Source organism: Brucella sp. TWI432 (genome assembly GCF_039674445.1).
In the GTDB taxonomy this organism is placed as follows: Bacteria; Pseudomonadota; Alphaproteobacteria; order Rhizobiales; family Rhizobiaceae; genus Brucella; species Brucella chromiisoli.
Genome location: NZ_JBDJNL010000013.1, coordinates 37,783 through 54,586, shown reverse-complemented (window position 1 = coordinate 54,586; position 16,804 = coordinate 37,783). Strand labels below are relative to the sequence as shown.

Below are 16,804 nucleotides of genomic sequence, written 5' to 3'. Positions count from 1 at the left end.
TATAAATGCGACCTATCAAGGACATTCTGAAGACCATGGAATATGGACCTTCCCCGGAAGCAAACGGCGATGTGAATGCGTGGCTGGAACAGCACGGCCGTTCTTTCGGTCATTATATCAACGGCACTTTCGTCAAACCGGAAGGCCGTCAGACCATTGCTGTGGCCAATCCTGCCAATGGCGACAAGCTGGCAGAGATCACGCTTGGTACAGAGGAAGATGTTGATCAGGCTGTCAAAGCTGCGCGTGGCGCTTTTGGCAAATGGTCGAAACTCTCCGGTCATGACCGCGCAAAATATCTCTATGCCATTGCACGCCACATCCAGAAGCGTGAGCGCTTTTTGTCGGTTCTCGAAGCCATGGACAATGGCAAACCGCTGCGTGAAACCCGCGACATCGATATTCCGCTGGCTGCGCGCCATTTTTACCATCATGCCGGCTGGGCTGAGATGGTCGAAGATGAGTTCAAGGGCTTTTCACCCGTTGGCGTTTGCGGGCAAGTGATTCCGTGGAATTTTCCGTTGTTGATGCTGGCCTGGAAAATCGCGCCAGCTTTGGCTGCTGGCAACACTGTGGTGCTGAAGCCTGCGGATCTCACCCCTCTCACAGCCATTGCCTTTGCTGAAATCTGCCATGAAGTCGGCCTTCCTGCGGGGGTGGTCAATATCGTGCAGGGTGATGGCACAACGGGTGCAAGCATCTGCGGCCATGAAAACGTCGATAAAGTTGCCTTCACCGGATCAACGCAGGTGGGCCGCATTATTCGCGAGCAGATTGCAGGGTCGGGCAAAAAGCTCTCGCTCGAGCTTGGTGGCAAGTCACCTTTCATCGTGTTTGAAGATGCTGATCTTGATGCTGCGGTCGAAGGCGTGGTTGATGCGATTTGGTTTAATCAGGGCGAAGTTTGTTGTGCGGGTTCGCGTCTTCTTGTGCAGGAAGGCATTGCAGAGCGCTTTTATGCCAAGCTGAAAAAGCGCCTTGAAACCTTACGTGTTGGTGATCCGCTTGATAAATCCACAGATGTTGGGGCGATCGTATCGTCCACGCAGGTGAAGCGTATTTCTGATTTAATCCAGAAAGGCGTGGAGGAGGGCGGTCAACTCTGGCAGACCCCAAATCCCCTGCCTGTCAAGGGCAACTACATCGCACCCGGCTTCTTCACTGATGTCGATCAGGCGGCCACGGTCTGTCAGGTTGAAATCTTTGGACCGATTGCGGCTGCCACAACTTTCCGTACACCAGATGAAGCCGTCTTGCTTGCAAACAATACGCGTTACGGTCTTGCAGCCTCGATCTGGTCAGAGAACATCAATGTTGCACTTGATCTTGCGGCGCGCGTGAAAGCCGGTGTTGTCTGGATCAACTGCACCAATATGCTCGATGCGGGTGCAGGTTTTGGCGGTTATCGTGAAAGTGGCTATGGCCGTGAAGGGGCACGCGAAGGTCTTTACGAATATCTGAGCGCCGACTGGGAAAAGGCGCTCGTCGCTCTCAAGCCTCTTGAAAATTTTGTCCCTTCCGCCTTGCCATCGGGCAGCGAAAAGATTGTCATTCATGGCATCGATCACACGATGAAGAACTATATTGGTGGCAAGCAGGCGCGTCCCGATAGCGGCTACAGCTATTCGGTTACAGGCAAAGGTGGTGCCGTCATTGGTCAGGCTGGCATCAGCAACCGCAAGGACATTCGCAATGCGGTTGAAGCCGCAGCCAAAGCATCAGGCTGGAGCAATGCGACAGCGCATAACCGTGCACAGGTGCTCTATTATCTTGGCGAAAATCTGGATACACGCCGCGATGACTTCATCCATCGCCTCGTGGAAAGCACCGGCGTGAGCGAAAAGAAAGCTGCTGACGAGGTTGAAGCATCGCTGCGCCGGATTTTCTATTATGCGGCACAGGCTGATAAGTTCGACGGTGCAGTCCATTCGACCAAATCGCGTCATGTGACGCTCGCTATGAACGAGCCATGGGGTGTGATGGGAATTGTCTGCCCGGATGAGGCGCCGCTGCTCTCACTCGTTTCGCTTGTGCTGCCTGCCATTGCCATGGGCAATCGCACGGTGGTCGTGCCTTCAAGCCGTCATCCGTTGATTGCGGGCGATTTCTATCAGCTGCTTGATACATCGGACGTGCCAGGCGGGGTCGTGAATATCGTCGCCGGCGAGCGTGACCTGCTGACAAAAACCCTTGCCGAGCACGACGAGGTGGCAGCCCTTTGGTATTTAGGCTCGAAGGAAGGCAGCGCTATGGTGGAGAAGGCATCGGCTGGAAACCTCAAGGCCACGTGGGTCAGCAATGGCCGTTTGCCAAATTGGAGCAACACCCAGGAGGCGCAGGGCCGCGACTACTTGCGCAAAGCTATACAGGTTAAAAACATTTGGGTGCCTTACGGCGCATAACAACAAAGGCCCGGATAATTAACCGGGCCTTTTAACTGGGAATAGAAGGGCTGGTCATCGGTTGGTTTAGTGTGGCGCAATCAGATGCGGGATTGGCCAACATGATAGTCGATTCCGCATTTAGCCCGATTAAACAGATGCCGATGCCCATTAAATCCTGCTCCATTCCTCCATTTTCTCACTAATAATTTTCTTAAGAGTGGGAAACATAGGCGGTTGGGACCGGCCCGAGAGACGAACAATGCCAAATTGAGAACGATTTGAAACAGGTTTGATTGGAACCTCTACAAGCTGGCCCGAATCCATTAGCTCATGCGCTGGTGCAAGGACGCCATAATAGACCGTTTCGCTGTGTAATACAGTTTGCAGAAGCCCATCTATGGCATCTGAATGAAACGTTACACTCTCGTCCGGATGGGCTTGTGGTCCATAGATAGCAACCATATTTCGTATCTGTTCAGGCGCGAGCATCGTGGTTGCCAACGGCCAAGGACCCAGATCAGAGAAGCTGACATTTTCACGTTTAGCAAGCGGGTGTTCCGAATTGGCAAGAAACCCAGCGCGCAATTCTGGCAGCAATTCTATGCTCAAATCTGCGGTAACCGGTACTCCTTTGATTTCAACGACAAGCATATCAAGTGTTCTATCGCGCAAAGCCTGAACCTGTAGCGGGATGGAGCCGCGCATAAGTAAAATATGCAATGATGGATTTGTTGTCGAAAACCGGCTGAGCAATGGAGCCGTCAGCAACGCGCTTGGCGTGGAGCCAAGACCAATTCTTATGCGTCCTGCGCTGCCTTCATGTTGTTGTTTGACAACGCGGTAAAGTTCTTCGGTTTCGAAAATCACTCTTCGTGCATGTTCAAGAACCACATGACCGAAGGCGGTTACTTCGCAGCGTTTGCCAATGCGGTCGACAAGCTTCATGCCGAGTTCAGCTTCAAACTGCCCGATACTTCGAGAGAGGGCCGGTTGTGTCAGACTGATGTGCTCGGCCGCTCGCGTAAAGGAGCCTTTCTCCGCAAGAGCAATAAAATGTCGTAGCTGCTGGATGTTCACGTAATTTTCCTAAATTAACATGAGTATTATGCATGATAATCAAATTTACTATGCATTGGACAAATAGAAAAGCAACCCGTAGCTAGCGGAATAGAGAACAAAATCTATGGGGCAAATATGCAGGATATCAGAGAGCTGATCGAACGCGACGCTGGTGAATTTATTGCGATCAGGCGTGATCTGCATCAGCACCCGGAACTTGCTTTTAAAGAAACCCGAACTGCGGGCATTGTTGCTTCCCTTTTGGAAGGGTGGGGCTACACAGTTGAGCGCAATATCGGCACAACGGGGGTTGTCGGGCGGCTGCGTCATGGTGGTTCAACGGCGTCAATTGGACTGCGTGCTGATATGGACGCCTTGCCAATCTTTGAAGAAATCAATCTGCCCTATGCCAGTGTGAATGCCGGTGTGATGCATGCCTGTGGTCACGATGGTCATACAACAATGTTGCTTGCTGCCGCTAAAGCAATTGCTGAGCGTCGTAACTTCAATGGCACCGTGAATCTCATTTTCCAGCCGGCAGAAGAATATGGCCGCCCCGACAGTGGTGCAGCACGCATGGTTGCCGATGGGCTATTTCAAAAATATCCGTGTGATGCCGTTTTTGGTATTCACAATATGCCGGGCGTCCCACAGGGACAGTTGCAGTTTTACGATGGCGCGATGATGGCGTCTTCGGACAGCGTTTTTATTACCATCGAAGGCCGCGGAGGGCATGGCGCTCTGCCAAATAGAACAGCCGATCCGATTGTCGCGACGGCATCAATCGTTATGGCATTACAGACGATTGTGGCACGCAATGTTAATCCGCTTGATACGGCTGTGGTAACAGTCGGTGTTATGCAGGCCGGTGTAGCGAACAATGTAATTCCTGAGACGTCGAGAATAGAACTGACGGTGCGCTGTTTCAAACCAGATGTCCGGGATCTTCTTGAACAGCGGATCACCGATCTTGTAACATCACAAGCGCAGAGTTTCGGTGTGAAAGCCACCATTGATTATTGTCGCGGGTATCCTGCGCTGCTGAATTCTCCGAACGAGACGGAGTTTGCTCGTGATGTTGGAGAAAGCTTTGCTGCTGAAGGCAATTTCGTTCGTCAAACGACGCCGATGACCGGCAGTGAAGACTTTGCTTTTATGCTCGAAGAATGCCCCGGCTCCTATCTTTTCCTGGGCAACGGTGATCAGGCAGGCCCACAAAGTTGCGCTCTGCATAACCCCCACTTTGATTTTAATGATGCAAATATCGTCGAAGGTGCCGCTTATTGGGTCACGCTCGCAGAAGCGTTCCTGAATCGCAAAGCAGGCCACGAAATCTGAGTAGATTACTACATCCATTGGAGGACAATGATGAGCGCTTCTGCAATACACAGAGCGACCCCTGGGGCAGTCAATTCGATTGATCAGGAGTATAAGCCGCCGGTTAAGGCAATAGCTGCGGCAGTCGCAGGGAATGCACTCGAGTTTTACGATTTCATCGTCTATTCGTTTTTCGCAGTCTATATCGGGCAGACATTTTTCCCGTTGGGCAGTGAAACAGCCAGCCTGCTTGCCTCTGTCGCCGTGTTTGGCGTTGGCTTTTTTACGCGCCCGCTGGGCGGCGTTTTGATTGGTGCATTTGCTGATAAAGCAGGACGTCGTGCAGCCATGATTTTGACTGTGACCCTGATCACGGTGGGCACGCTTGGACTTGCGGCAACGCCGGGATATGAAGCCATCGGGATGGCGGCGCCAATCATCGTTTTGATGTGCCGCCTGTTACAGGGGTTGGCTTTGGGCGGTGAAGTAGGCCCTGCCTCGGCAATGCTGATTGAGGCTGCCCCACGCGAAAAACGTGGCCTTTACGCAAGCTGGCAGATCGCAAGCCAAGGCATTGCTGTTGTCGCTGGTGGTCTGATGGGCGTTCTGGTTTCGTGGTATCTGCCACATGAAGATCTGGTGTCCTGGGGCTGGCGTATTCCATTTCTGGTATCTCTCGCTCTGATCCCATTGGCAATCTATATCCGCCGTGCATTGCCTGAAACTCTGGAAAAGCCGAGCGAAAAAAGCGGGACACAGATCGTTACGTCGGTCTTTTTTGATCATGGGCGTTACCTCGTTCTCGGCGTTCTGGCGATTATTTCGACCACCGTATCAACCCAGGTCGGTAACTTCATGACGACCTATGCGATTCAGACGTTGAAATTGCCTGCAATCCTTGCTCAGGCCGGAACTGTTCTCGGCGGAACGATGACATTTCTGTTTGCGCTGGTTGCTGGCTATCTGGCTGACAAATATGGTCGCAAGGGTGTCATGATCTGGCCCCGTATCATTTTGATGCTGGCAATCATCCCGTTGTTTTTCTGGCTCTCTGTATCCAAAGATGCGACAGTTCTGCTGATCGTGACCGCCTCTGTTACTTTGCTGACTGCAATGAGCGGTGCCGCGAGTTTGGTGGCTATTCCTGAGATGATGCCGATCGCCTTGCGTGCAACGGGTGTTTCCCTGATCTATGCGATTGGCGCGACGCTTTTCGGCGGAACAACACAGTTCATTATAACCTGGCTGATCGGTATTTTTGGTGCCGTTGCGCCTGCATATTATGTGGTTGCAACCAGTATCATATCGCTTATCGCAATGTTTATGATGCCGGAAACCCGTGACTTTGACGTAAAGCGGTAAGGCAACAACATCTAAAAATGGACAGAATGGCTTAGTTGGTTTAGCCATTCTGTTTCATGTGCTGTGATTATTCGTATGAGAAACGTCATCGCAGTTTTCCGATAGATATTCGTTATGCGATGCGACCTTCAAAGGTGTGGATTTGAAACAGCGTCTGCGCGCCGTTCTCTGCGAAATCGAGGCTGACCTTAAAACGGCGGGGGATCGTGGTAAGGTCGCCGACTATATCCCGCCTCTTGCACGGGTTGATCCTTCAAAGTTTGGCATAGCGATTATGCTGCATGATGGCACATTGATTTCTGCCGGAGATGCTAAAGAAAAATTCTCAATTCAGAGTATTTCCAAGGTCTTTGCGCTCACATTGGCACTTGGAAAACTAGGTGACAGTATCTGGAAGCGTGTCAGCCGTGAGCCATCCGGCGATCCCTTTAACTCAAGTATCCTGCTCGAACTGGAAAAGGGAATTCCGCGCAATCCGTTTATCAATGCCGGTGCAATTGTTATTGCCGATCTGTTGCTCAGCACGCATAAGCCCCGTGAAACCATTGGTGAGATCGTTCGTTTTGTTCAGTCAGCAGCAGACGATCATGACATCTATATTGATGAAAATGTAGCCAAGGCGGAAGACCTTACTGGCTTCAATAATGCTGCACTTGCCAATATGCTAAAGGCCAATAACAATCTCGATAATATACCGTCTCATGTGCTGGGTGTTTATCATCACCAATGTGCACTGGCGATGTCGTGTGAACAGCTCGTCCGTTCTGCGCTTTTCCTTTCCAGCTCCGGTCGAGACCCGATCAGCAATCACCGCATTGTCAGCGTCGAGCGTGCACGCCGCATAAACGCCCTTATGATGACCTGTGGCCATTATGACGGCTCTGGTGATTTCGCATTCCGGGTTGGCGTGCCGGCAAAAAGTGGCGTGGGTGGGGGGATTCTGGCGGTTGTGCCCGGTATCGCTTCGATAGCTGTTTGGTCTCCGGGACTCAACCAACATGGCAATTCATTATTGGGAACGCGTGCTTTGGAAATCTTGTGCCGGGACATGAATTGGTCGGTGTTTGGCGGTAAGTATTGATGATGATGTGACAATGGTTGCGCATGTCCCGCATTTTGGAAAGACATGCCAAACGGCATTCGGCGCATCACATAGGCCAGAACAATGATCATTGCTGTACCTGACAGCGGTAACCAGCCGCAAAAGGAAGCATGAAATTGATGAGCTGCGGATTTTAAATGTCCACAAACTTGAGCAGCACTTCCAATGATTCAACCAAAACAGGGAGTCGTTTAAATCTTGCACAAGAATTTCATTTGGTAAAATTTGACTTTTTTATTCATATTTTATCAAATGATTGAGAGCTAGGGCTTTGCCATAAAAGCATTCCGTAGCCAATAATCTCGCAATGCTGTTATTCTCGATTCTACAGGCGGGCATTTTGCCGCCTGAAACAAGCCGGAGACTGAAAATGACTGCCACGCGCACCGAAACAGATACGTTCGGACCGATTGATGTTGCCGCGGACCGCTATTGGGGTGCGCAAACGCAACGCTCCCTACAAAACTTCAAGATCGGCGGAGAACGTATGCCCCTGCCGTTGGTTCATGCACTGGGTGTGGTCAAGCGTGCGGCAGCTGAAACCAATATCGCGCTTGGCAAACTTGATCCGGTTCTGGGACAGGTCATCGCAGTTGCAGCATCTGAAGTGATTGAAGGCAAGCTTGATGATCATTTCCCGCTCGTCGTCTGGCAAACGGGGTCTGGCACGCAGTCCAACATGAATGCCAATGAAGTCATCTCAAACCGCGCGATCGAAATGCTGGGCGGTGAACTTGGCTCGAAAAAGCCTGTTCATCCCAACGATCATGTTAATATGAGCCAGTCGTCAAACGACAGTTTCCCGACCGCTATCCATATCGCGACCGCTGTTGAAGCCGTAAATCGGCTTTACCCGGCACTCGAACATCTCACCAAGGCTCTCAAAGCCAAGGAAGAAGCCTTCAAAGACATCATCAAGATCGGTCGCACGCACACGCAGGACGCTACCCCCGTCACATTGGGGCAGGAGTTTTCGGGCTATCGTGCCGCTCTTGAATATGCCCGCCATCGCATTGAACAGTCGCTTGCCGATGTCTTCCTGCTGGCACAGGGGGGAACCGCCGTCGGTACGGGCCTGAATGCACCGAAGGGTTTCGACACGGGCTTTGCCGATGCAGTGAGCGAAATTACCGGCCTGAGCTTCAAAACGGCGCCGAACAAATTTGAAGCGCTTGCAAGCCACGGTGCTCTTGCAAATTTCCACGGCAGCTTGAACGCATTGGCCGCAGATCTTTTCAAGATTGCAAATGACATCCGCTTCCTCGGCTCTGGCCCGCGCTCTGGTCTCGGCGAGTTGTCGTTGCCAGAAAATGAGCCCGGCTCATCAATCATGCCCGGCAAGGTCAATCCGACACAGGCAGAAGCGCTAACCATGGTCGCAACACAAGTCTTCGGCAATCAGACCACTGTAACTGTTGCTGCCAGCCAGGGACATTTTGAACTTAACGTCTTCAAGCCGGTCATTGCTTATAACGTCTTGCAGTCGATCCGTATCTTAAGCGATGCCATGGTCTCCTTTGCCGACCATTGTGTGGACGGTATTCAAGCCAATAAAGATCGCATCAAAGACCTGCTGGAACGCTCCCTGATGCTGGTGACGGCACTTGCACCGGCGATTGGCTATGACAATGCGGCAAAAATTGCGAAAACCGCACATAAGAATGGCACTACCCTGCGCGAAGAAGCATTGAAAAGCGGCCATGTCTCCGAAGAAGATTATCAAAAGCTGGTTCGTGCAGAACGCATGATTGCGCCGGAATAACTGTCTACGAAAAGCGAACAAACTGTCGAGGAATATCTATCTTTCCTTGACAGTCCGTTGTGGTTATTGATTGCCTAGCTTAAATGGAGATCCCCTATGTCCTCAATCACTCCCCAGAGCAATGGCTTGGCCACGCTCATCGCACGCGTCTTTCTTTCGATCCTGTTCATCCTTGCTGGCTTTAGCAAGCTGACTGCAATTTCCGGAACAGCCGGTTATTTTGCAGGTCTCGGCCTTCCGGTTCCAACGGTGACTGCCGTTGTGGTTGGTCTGGTTGAGTTCCTCGGCGGCCTCGCCATTCTCGTTGGCTTTCAGACCCGCATTGCTGCTGCAATCGTGGCTCTGTTCACCATTGGCGCAACGCTTGTAGCGCACATGAACTTCGCTGAAGGCATGAACGCTCTGATGGCACAGAAGAACCTCGCCATTGCTGGCGGCCTGATCCTTCTCGCACTGCACGGTGCCGGTTCGATTTCGATCGATGCCAAGCGCAGCTGATCAGCCATCAACACCCTGATGTAAAAAGCCGTGCCTCACGCGCGGCTTTTTAGCATTTTCTGCATCAAGACACAGAACTGTTACTTAAAATCCACGCTGATTGCATGGGACAGTCTTGTAAGATATTGCAACCTCGTATTTTGATTTTGGAAAGACATATCGCCCTCCCAAGGCATGTCTCATAACTTAGCTTGTAGAGAAAAAATGGCCGTTTCCCCCACAACGAACAATCAGCCGCGCGCTGGTGCCCATTCGGGCAATAATTACAGCTTCGCACTTGCCAGCCTCACGATGCTTTTCTTCATGTGGGGCTTCATCACTTGTCTCAATGACATTCTGATCCCGCATCTCAAAAGCGTCTTCCAGCTTAACTACTTCCAGTCGATGCTGATTCAGTTTTGCTTTTTTGGCGCTTATTTCATCGTCTCGCTGCCTGCTGGCGCGCTGGTGAAACGCATTTCCTATAAATGGGGCATCGTCACCGGGCTTGTTGTCGCCGCCGTCGGTTGTGCGCTGTTCATTCCGGCAGCATCCTATCAGGTTTATGCTCTGTTTCTCGGAGCGCTGTTTGTGCTGGCATCGGGCGTCACTATCCTTCAAGTGGCAGCCAATCCATATGTCACGATCCTCGGAAAACCTGAAACAGCAGCCAGCCGCCTTACGCTGACACAGGCTTTTAACTCGCTTGGCACAACTGTCGCGCCATCCTTTGGCGCACTCCTGATCCTATCCGCAGCGACGAGCGATGCTGCAAGCTCTGCGCAGGCAGATGCTGTTCAGTTTCCTTACCTTTTGCTTGCATTGGCCTTCGCTGTCCTTGCAATCGTTTTTGCAATCCTGAAACTGCCTGATGTTCAGGAAGAAGAAACAGCGGTCCTCACAAAGGAAGACGGTTCAGCATGGCAGTATCGCCATCTGGTCTTGGGCTCTATCGGTCTGTTTGTGTATGTTGGCGCTGAAGTCAGTGTTGGCAGTTTCCTTGTGAACTTCCTCAATGATCCGAATGTGGCTGGTCTCGCAGAAGCCGAAGCTGCGCACTACGTTTCCTATTTCTGGGGCGGTGCCATGATTGGCCGTTTCATCGGTGCGGCAGCAATGCGTTATGTCGATGATGGCAAGGCGCTGGCTTTCAATGCGGCCATGGCGATTGTTCTGCTGCTCATCACAGTCGCAACGACTGGCCATGTTGCCATGTGGTCGGTTCTGGCGATTGGCCTCTTCAACTCGATCATGTTCCCGACGATTTTCAGTCTTGCACTGCATGGTCTTGGCAAGCACACCAGCCAGGGGTCCGGCATTCTGTGTCTGGCAATTGTTGGCGGTGCGATTATTCCGCTTATTCAGGGCGCACTGGCCGATACGGTTGGGATTCACTTGGCATTCCTGATGCCAATTATCTGCTACATCTATATCGCCTATTATGGCCTGATTGGCAGCAAGCCTAAAAACTGAAAACAAAAAAGCCGGTCTGAATTTCAGACCGGCTTTTAAAATTCTATATTATCTTTTTATCCAGCCAGACCCTTTCGGATACGCGAAACGACATCCGCGACATGCGGGTTTTCTTCGCTCCGCCGCGCGGAAACGAGACAGGCCTGCGAGCGCAGGATGACCCCATCCTCAAGCACTTTGAGCTTGTTTGCCGTTAGTGTCGAACCTGTTGATGTGATGTCAACAATCATATCGGCAGAGCCTGCGGCTGGCGCACCTTCGGTGGCACCCAGACTTTCAACAATACGATAAACCTGAATACCGTGCTTCTGCGAAAAGAACTGCTGCGTCAGACGCCAGTATTTGGTTGCAATGCGCAGGCGGCGGCCATGACGCTGACGGAAATCGGCCGCCACATCATCAAGATCAGCCATGGTGGTCACATCGCGCCAGACCTCCGGTACGGCAACCACGACATCGGCATGACCAAAGCCAAGCTCTGCTTCAATGGCCACGCGCTCATCGGCATGCGCCAGCGTTTCACGAACGAGATCCTCGCCCGTCACGCCAAGATCGACGCTTCCATAACCCAGTTCACGCGCAATTTCAGAGGCGGAGAGGAACAGAATATCGAGATCGTTGTCACCTTCGACGCGTGCGCGATAATTGCGGGAATCTTCCGGCAGAATGACCTTGTATCCAGCCTGTTGGAGAACGGCGAGCGTCTGCTCTTTCAACCGTCCCTTGGATGGCAATGCGAGCGTTACACTCATGATTGTTCTCCTGCCAGCATCTCTAACCGGTCAAGCCATATGGAAAAACCAACCCCCGGAATGTTTTCGGATGCGCCAAGCATGGTCAACAGGCGATCATAGCGACCGCCACCCGCCAGAACCATATCCTTATCGCTACCGGAACGGCGAATTTCATAGACTAGGCCCGTGTAATAATCGAGCGGACGGCCAAACGAAGCGTCATAAACAATGTCTTCGGCAGCAATGCCCGCAGCGATGATCGCATCGGTACGCGCTTCAAATTTTTGCAGCACAGCACTCAGATCAAGCGCATTATCGGCTGCAAAGGCGCGCAGTGTGATGCCTGCCGCTTCCAGCGAAACACGGATTGCAAGAAACCGCTTCAACACATCCAGAGCCGAAGCTGGAAACCGCGTTGCAGCCAGATCTTCTTTTTCGATCAGGCGACGGGCGATTTCTACAGGCGTGCGGCCTGAGCCGGGTGAAATGCCGGCTTCGAGCATTTCTACCTCAATCACACGCGCCAACCCTGCCTCGTCACCTTCAGCAACCAAACCGGCCAGCTGTTCAGGCAATGGATCGGTGCGCTGTTCGCCCGTCAATTCAGCGAAGGCTGCTTCCATCGTCCGTTCGTCGCCAAACGCACGCAGCAGCTTTTTGCGCCAACCCTGCGGAAGACCCAGAGCTTTCAGCATACCTGCAAAGACGGCCTGATCACCGAGAACAATTTCAAGCTGCACACGCGCTGCTGATTTAACGCAGGCTATCGCATCGGCAATTGAGCGTGCATCCGATAGGGCCTCATCGGTTGCACCAAGATCTTCAATGCCGGCCTGAAGAAACTCCGCTGCACCATCGCGACGCTGCCGAAAAACTTCACCGAGATAAGCATAACGCTTCGGTGTTGCCGCATTGAGTGCAATATGGTTGCGGCAGACCGGAATGGTGAATTCAGGACGCAGGCAAAGACTGTCGCCATTTTCGTTTTCAGTCAGAAAAATACGACGGCGCAGATCCTCACCTGCCATATCCAGAAACGGATCAGCAGGCTGGATCAGCGGAATATCAACCAGTTCCGCTTCGCTTGCGTTAAGTTGATCGCGAAGCGTCGTGAAAATCGGTGAAGTACGTGATCCAGTCATTGCCCTATCACTTTGCCTGCTGTGCGCGATCACGTGCCTGCGCGTCGAGTATCTCGCGAACGGCGTCAACGATGCCGTCTTCCTTAACCGTGACCTGCGCCGGGCGGCTTTCGCGCCAGGTTGCGTTGTCCTCAATCTCGGCGGAAATACGCTTGCCCTCAATCAGATCCTTGATCTGAACTTCGCCCGCTTCACGTTCCTGCGAACCCTGAATGATGACGCATGGCGCATCGCGGCGGTCTGCATATTTCATCTGCGCCTTCATGCCGGAGCCGCCGACATACATTTCAGCGCGGATGCCAGCCTGACGCAGATCAGAAACCATCTTCTGATAGCGGCCAAGGCTTTGCGCATCCTTGTCCATCACCAGCACAACGACCGGGCCGACCACATTGGTGACATCCAGCTTGCCGAGGTTTTTGAGCGCCGTCATCAGGCGCGAAACGCCGATGGAGAAGCCCGTTGCCGGAACCGGATCGCCGCGGAAGCGCGAAACCAGACCATCATAACGACCGCCGCCGCCAACCGAACCGAACACAACTTTCTGGCCATCTTCGTTGGTGACATCAAACAGAAGCTCGGCTTCGAACACCGGACCGGTATAATATTCAAGACCACGTACAACCGATGGATCGATCTTCACGCGCCCTTCATAGCCTCCAGCGTCAAACAGAGCTTCCATATCGGCCAGCTCTTTCACGCCTTCTTCGCCCTTCGCATTACCGGCAACAACGGCTTGCAGATTGGCAATCGTTTCAGCACCGGTTGCGCCACCCGCAGCGGTAAAGGCCAGAACTTTTTCGACAGCCGCATCAGACAGTTCAGCCCCCTTGGTGAAGTCGCCGCTTTCGTCGAGACGCCCCTTGCCCAGCAGAAGACGCACGCCGTCAGGGCCGAACTTGTCGAGCTTATCGATGGCGCGCAACACGTTAAGTCGCTTGCCCGCATTCGCATCGCCTTCAAGGCCAATGGCTTCGAGCACGCCGTCAAGAACCTTGCGGTTGTTGACGCGGATCACATAATCGCCGCGCGAAATGCCAAGCCGCTCAACCGTATCGGCCATCATCATGCACATTTCAGCATCAGCCGAAACATTCGGCGCGCCAACCGTGTCGGCATCAAACTGCATAAACTGGCGGAAACGACCCGGCCCCGGCTTTTCATTGCGGAAAACCCAGCCATTGCGATAGCTGCGATAAGGCTTTGGCAGGCTTTCATAGTTTTCAGCCACAAAGCGTGCAAGCGGTGCAGTCAGATCATAACGCAGCGACAGCCACTGCTCATCATCATCCTGAAACGAGAAAACGCCTTCATTCGGGCGATCCTGATCAGGCAGAAACTTTCCAAGCGCGTCGGTATATTCAATGAGCGGCGTTTCCACCGGCTCAAAGCCATAAAGGTCATAAACCTCCCGGATGGTTGCGATCATCTTTTCGGTGGCGCGCAGATCATCCGGCACCCGATCGACAAACCCGCGCGGCAACCGCGCCTTCATCTTGTCCGCTTTATCGGCCATTTTTCCGCCTGCTCATTGATTTTGTTCACGTTGTATCGGCAAAAACCGACAATTCATTGCCGGTTTCCTAACGCATCAAAACGGGTGCGGCAAGTGCAGGAGAGTGTTTAAAAACGCAGATTACCGTGTGGCAATCGCAACGGCTGCACCGGCCATCATTCCGGCACTTGTGCGATTTGCAATTCGCATTGCGCGCGGGCTGCGCAAAAACCGACGCGCCTGTGCCGCAAGCACCACCCATGCGCTATCAACGGCGGCAAGCACGGCAAACATAACAAACAGCAATTCAGCCCATCCGACCATGGAAACATGGGTAATATCGATGACAGTCGGCAGGATCGCAATATAGAAAACCATGATTTTCGGATTGCCAAGCGTGACTGCCAAGGCACTGAAGAACAGCTTCTTCGCCTCACCATCCTGCGGGATGGCGTTTTCATCTGCTGTTGTCTCGACAGGGGCAATCCACATTTTCCAAGCCAGATAGATCAGATAAGCGACCCCGAGATATTTAAGCACAAGGAATACGGTGTGAAAGCTGTTTGCGAGCGCCGACAAGCCCCACACAGCAAGCGATAGCCAGATGGCATCACCAAGCCACAGACCGAACATGAATGGAAACACGCCCTTATGACCGCGGCTGATAACGCGCGCAACGAGCGCGCCGACATTTGGCCCCGGCGTACCCGCCGCAACAACCAGAATACCAGCGAAAGCCACAAGTGATGTCAGATCCATTTTTATCTCCTGTGATGTCGTTCTGCCAGAAAACCGAACCCGGTGCAATCAGCCCCTCTTGTTATTGAGGCCGTTTCAATTCCTGCCGGAGTCTTTCAATATTCTGGCGGCAATGGCAGCCCTCAATGTGATCATTGACCAGCCCCATGGCTTGCATGAAAGCATAAACGGTTGTTGGCCCGACAAAAGACCAGCCCCGCTTCTTGAGGTCTTTTGAAATACGGGTTGAAACGGCTGTGGTGGGATTGGCAGTCAAGGTCGGATAATCCACCACCAGCGGACGATCCGCAGCACCCGGTTCAAACGACCAGAAATAAGCCGCAAGCGACCCCTTTTCTTTAACAAGCTCGATTGCTCGCTTTGCGTTGTTGATTGTCGAAACAATTTTACCGCGATGGCGCACTATGCCCTTATCATTCACCAATCGCTCAATCTCGGCATCGCCATAAAGAGCAACACGATAAAAATCAAAGCCATCGAAGGCCGCACGGAAACTCTCCCGCTTGCGCAAAATCGTCAGCCATGACAGGCCGGATTGAAATCCCTCAAGGCAGATTTTCTCAAACAGGCGCTTGTCATCCGTGACCGGCACGCCCCATTCGTGATCGTGATAAGCGATATAATCGGGCAGCTCACCGGGCCAGAAACAGCGCATCTTGCCATCCGCATTGACGATCAACCCGGTCTTTTGCTGCACGCTATCACCCATTTCTGCCCTCTGAACCTTCATCAATTCTTTACCATGTCGCGCAACTTCGCGCTAACCACGACTTTAATTTCAAGAAAACGCCCGCTCCAAAAGCGGCAAAATTTACTTTTATGATTCCTTTGCACGGCACAATGAGCCCATGAAATTCGGGGCTGTTCTCCTGACAGCAAATGTCAGGAGCGCGACGGGCAACCGCGTCGGCGAAAATGCAGGACGCAAAACAGACGGATTTGGCTCATGAAACCACGTCATCTGCTTTTGATAGGATCATTTGCGGCTATTGCCGTTTCAATCGTAACCACCGGCATGGCTTTTGCCAGTGATCGTTACAGCACGCAACCACCGGTTCGCGTTGACAATAAAACATCGCAGCGCTGGGTCGCCCAGCTCAACGGACCAGATGTCCGCGTCATGACGCAGCCTGTTGTTGCACAGCCGCAAAAGCGCACAATAATCCGGCAAAAGCAGCCGCCAAAGGCACATTATCAGAACGCGAGCCAGCAGCGCCCGGCGGCCAATCCGGTAAAGGTTGTGCGTAAGAAGTCACAGCTTGACCCGATGTATCTTCCACAAACCGTCTCTTATTCCGGCGGCGAAAAGCCGGGAACCATTGTGATCGATACCGGTAAGCGCTTTCTTTATCTGGTGCAGAGCAACGGTCAGGCGCGGCGCTATGGCATTGGTGTGGGAAAGCAGGGCTTTGGCTGGAAAGGCACACAACGTGTAAGCCGTAAAGCCGAATGGCCAACCTGGACACCGCCAAAGGAAATGATCGCCCGTGAGCGCAAAAAGGGACGCATTCTGCCCGCACAGATGAAGGGTGGCATCAACAATCCGCTTGGTGCACGCGCACTGTATCTGGGTTCTACGCTCTACCGTATTCACGGCACAAACCAGCCATGGACCATTGGAAAAGCCATGTCATCAGGCTGTTTCCGTATGCGTAACGAAGATGTGAGCGACCTTTACGGACGTGTTCCGGTGGGAACCCGCGTGGTCGTACGCTGATCAATTTTCGTTTAAAACGCC

At 52.6% G+C, this 16,804-nt stretch carries 14 protein-coding genes; 8 read left to right on the top strand and 6 right to left on the bottom strand.

Annotated features, from left to right (window positions below):
* The first annotated feature begins 5 nt into the window (after positions 1-5).
* Entirely contained in the window at positions 6-2,402 is a 2,397-nt protein-coding gene (locus ABE527_RS16195) for an aldehyde dehydrogenase family protein (protein ID WP_499697550.1), read from the top strand.
* A 150-nt stretch (positions 2,403-2,552) separates the two neighbouring features.
* Here ABE527_RS16195 and ABE527_RS16190 read toward each other — a convergent pair whose 3' ends face one another.
* Positions 2,553-3,461, bottom strand: coding sequence for a LysR family transcriptional regulator (locus tag ABE527_RS16190; RefSeq protein WP_499697549.1), 909 nt, complete (start codon positions 3,459-3,461; stop codon positions 2,553-2,555).
* Between the two features lie 117 nt (positions 3,462-3,578).
* Here ABE527_RS16190 and ABE527_RS16185 point away from each other — a divergent pair, with 117 nt between their 5' ends.
* The 6 genes from ABE527_RS16185 to ABE527_RS16160 all read left to right on the top strand — a co-directional run bounded on the left by ABE527_RS16185 (position 3,579) and on the right by ABE527_RS16160 (position 10,936).
* The gene (locus ABE527_RS16185; protein ID WP_499697547.1) at positions 3,579-4,781 is read left to right on the top strand and encodes a M20 aminoacylase family protein; all 1,203 of its coding nucleotides are present in this window, start codon (positions 3,579-3,581) and stop codon (positions 4,779-4,781) included.
* A 30-nt stretch (positions 4,782-4,811) separates the two neighbouring features.
* Positions 4,812-6,122, top strand: coding sequence for an MFS transporter (locus ABE527_RS16180; RefSeq protein ID WP_499697546.1), 1,311 nt, complete (start codon positions 4,812-4,814; stop codon positions 6,120-6,122).
* A 142-nt stretch (positions 6,123-6,264) separates the two neighbouring features.
* Positions 6,265-7,203: a glutaminase gene (locus ABE527_RS16175; protein WP_499697545.1), complete on the top strand. Its 939-nt coding sequence runs from the start codon at positions 6,265-6,267 to the stop codon at positions 7,201-7,203.
* Between the two features lie 391 nt (positions 7,204-7,594).
* Positions 7,595-8,986, top strand: coding sequence for a class II fumarate hydratase (gene fumC / locus ABE527_RS16170; RefSeq protein ID WP_499695043.1), 1,392 nt, complete (start codon positions 7,595-7,597; stop codon positions 8,984-8,986).
* A gap of 96 nt (positions 8,987-9,082) precedes the next feature.
* Positions 9,083-9,484 carry a DoxX family protein gene (locus tag ABE527_RS16165; protein ID WP_265986115.1) on the top strand — a complete coding sequence of 134 codons (402 nt, stop codon included), beginning with the start codon at positions 9,083-9,085 and terminating at the stop codon, positions 9,482-9,484.
* A gap of 204 nt (positions 9,485-9,688) precedes the next feature.
* Complete coding sequence (locus ABE527_RS16160) at positions 9,689-10,936, top strand: sugar MFS transporter (RefSeq protein WP_265986114.1); 1,248 nt, start codon at positions 9,689-9,691, stop codon at positions 10,934-10,936.
* 56 nt (positions 10,937-10,992) lie between these two features.
* Here ABE527_RS16160 and hisG read toward each other — a convergent pair whose 3' ends face one another.
* From hisG to ABE527_RS16135, 5 genes are all read right to left on the bottom strand, one after another.
* On the bottom strand, positions 10,993-11,688 hold the full coding sequence (hisG, locus tag ABE527_RS16155; RefSeq protein WP_499697544.1) for an ATP phosphoribosyltransferase: 696 nt from the start codon (positions 11,686-11,688) through the stop codon (positions 10,993-10,995).
* Complete coding sequence (locus tag ABE527_RS16150; RefSeq protein WP_499697543.1) at positions 11,685-12,812, bottom strand: ATP phosphoribosyltransferase regulatory subunit; 1,128 nt, start codon at positions 12,810-12,812, stop codon at positions 11,685-11,687. The genes hisG and ABE527_RS16150 overlap by 4 nt, the downstream gene beginning before the upstream one ends.
* Positions 12,813-12,819: 7 nt before the next feature.
* Positions 12,820-14,328 carry a histidine--tRNA ligase gene (hisS, locus tag ABE527_RS16145; protein WP_499697542.1) on the bottom strand — a complete coding sequence of 503 codons (1,509 nt, stop codon included), beginning with the start codon at positions 14,326-14,328 and terminating at the stop codon, positions 12,820-12,822.
* Positions 14,329-14,448: 120 nt separating this feature from the next.
* Entirely contained in the window at positions 14,449-15,066 is a 618-nt protein-coding gene (locus ABE527_RS16140) for a LysE family translocator (protein WP_265986110.1), read from the bottom strand.
* A 61-nt stretch (positions 15,067-15,127) separates the two neighbouring features.
* Positions 15,128-15,775: a DNA-3-methyladenine glycosylase I gene (locus ABE527_RS16135; protein ID WP_499695046.1), complete on the bottom strand. Its 648-nt coding sequence runs from the start codon at positions 15,773-15,775 to the stop codon at positions 15,128-15,130.
* Positions 15,776-16,012: 237 nt separating this feature from the next.
* Here ABE527_RS16135 and ABE527_RS16130 point away from each other — a divergent pair, with 237 nt between their 5' ends.
* Complete coding sequence (locus tag ABE527_RS16130) at positions 16,013-16,783, top strand: L,D-transpeptidase (protein WP_499697541.1); 771 nt, start codon at positions 16,013-16,015, stop codon at positions 16,781-16,783.
* The last annotated feature ends 21 nt before the right edge of the window (positions 16,784-16,804 follow it).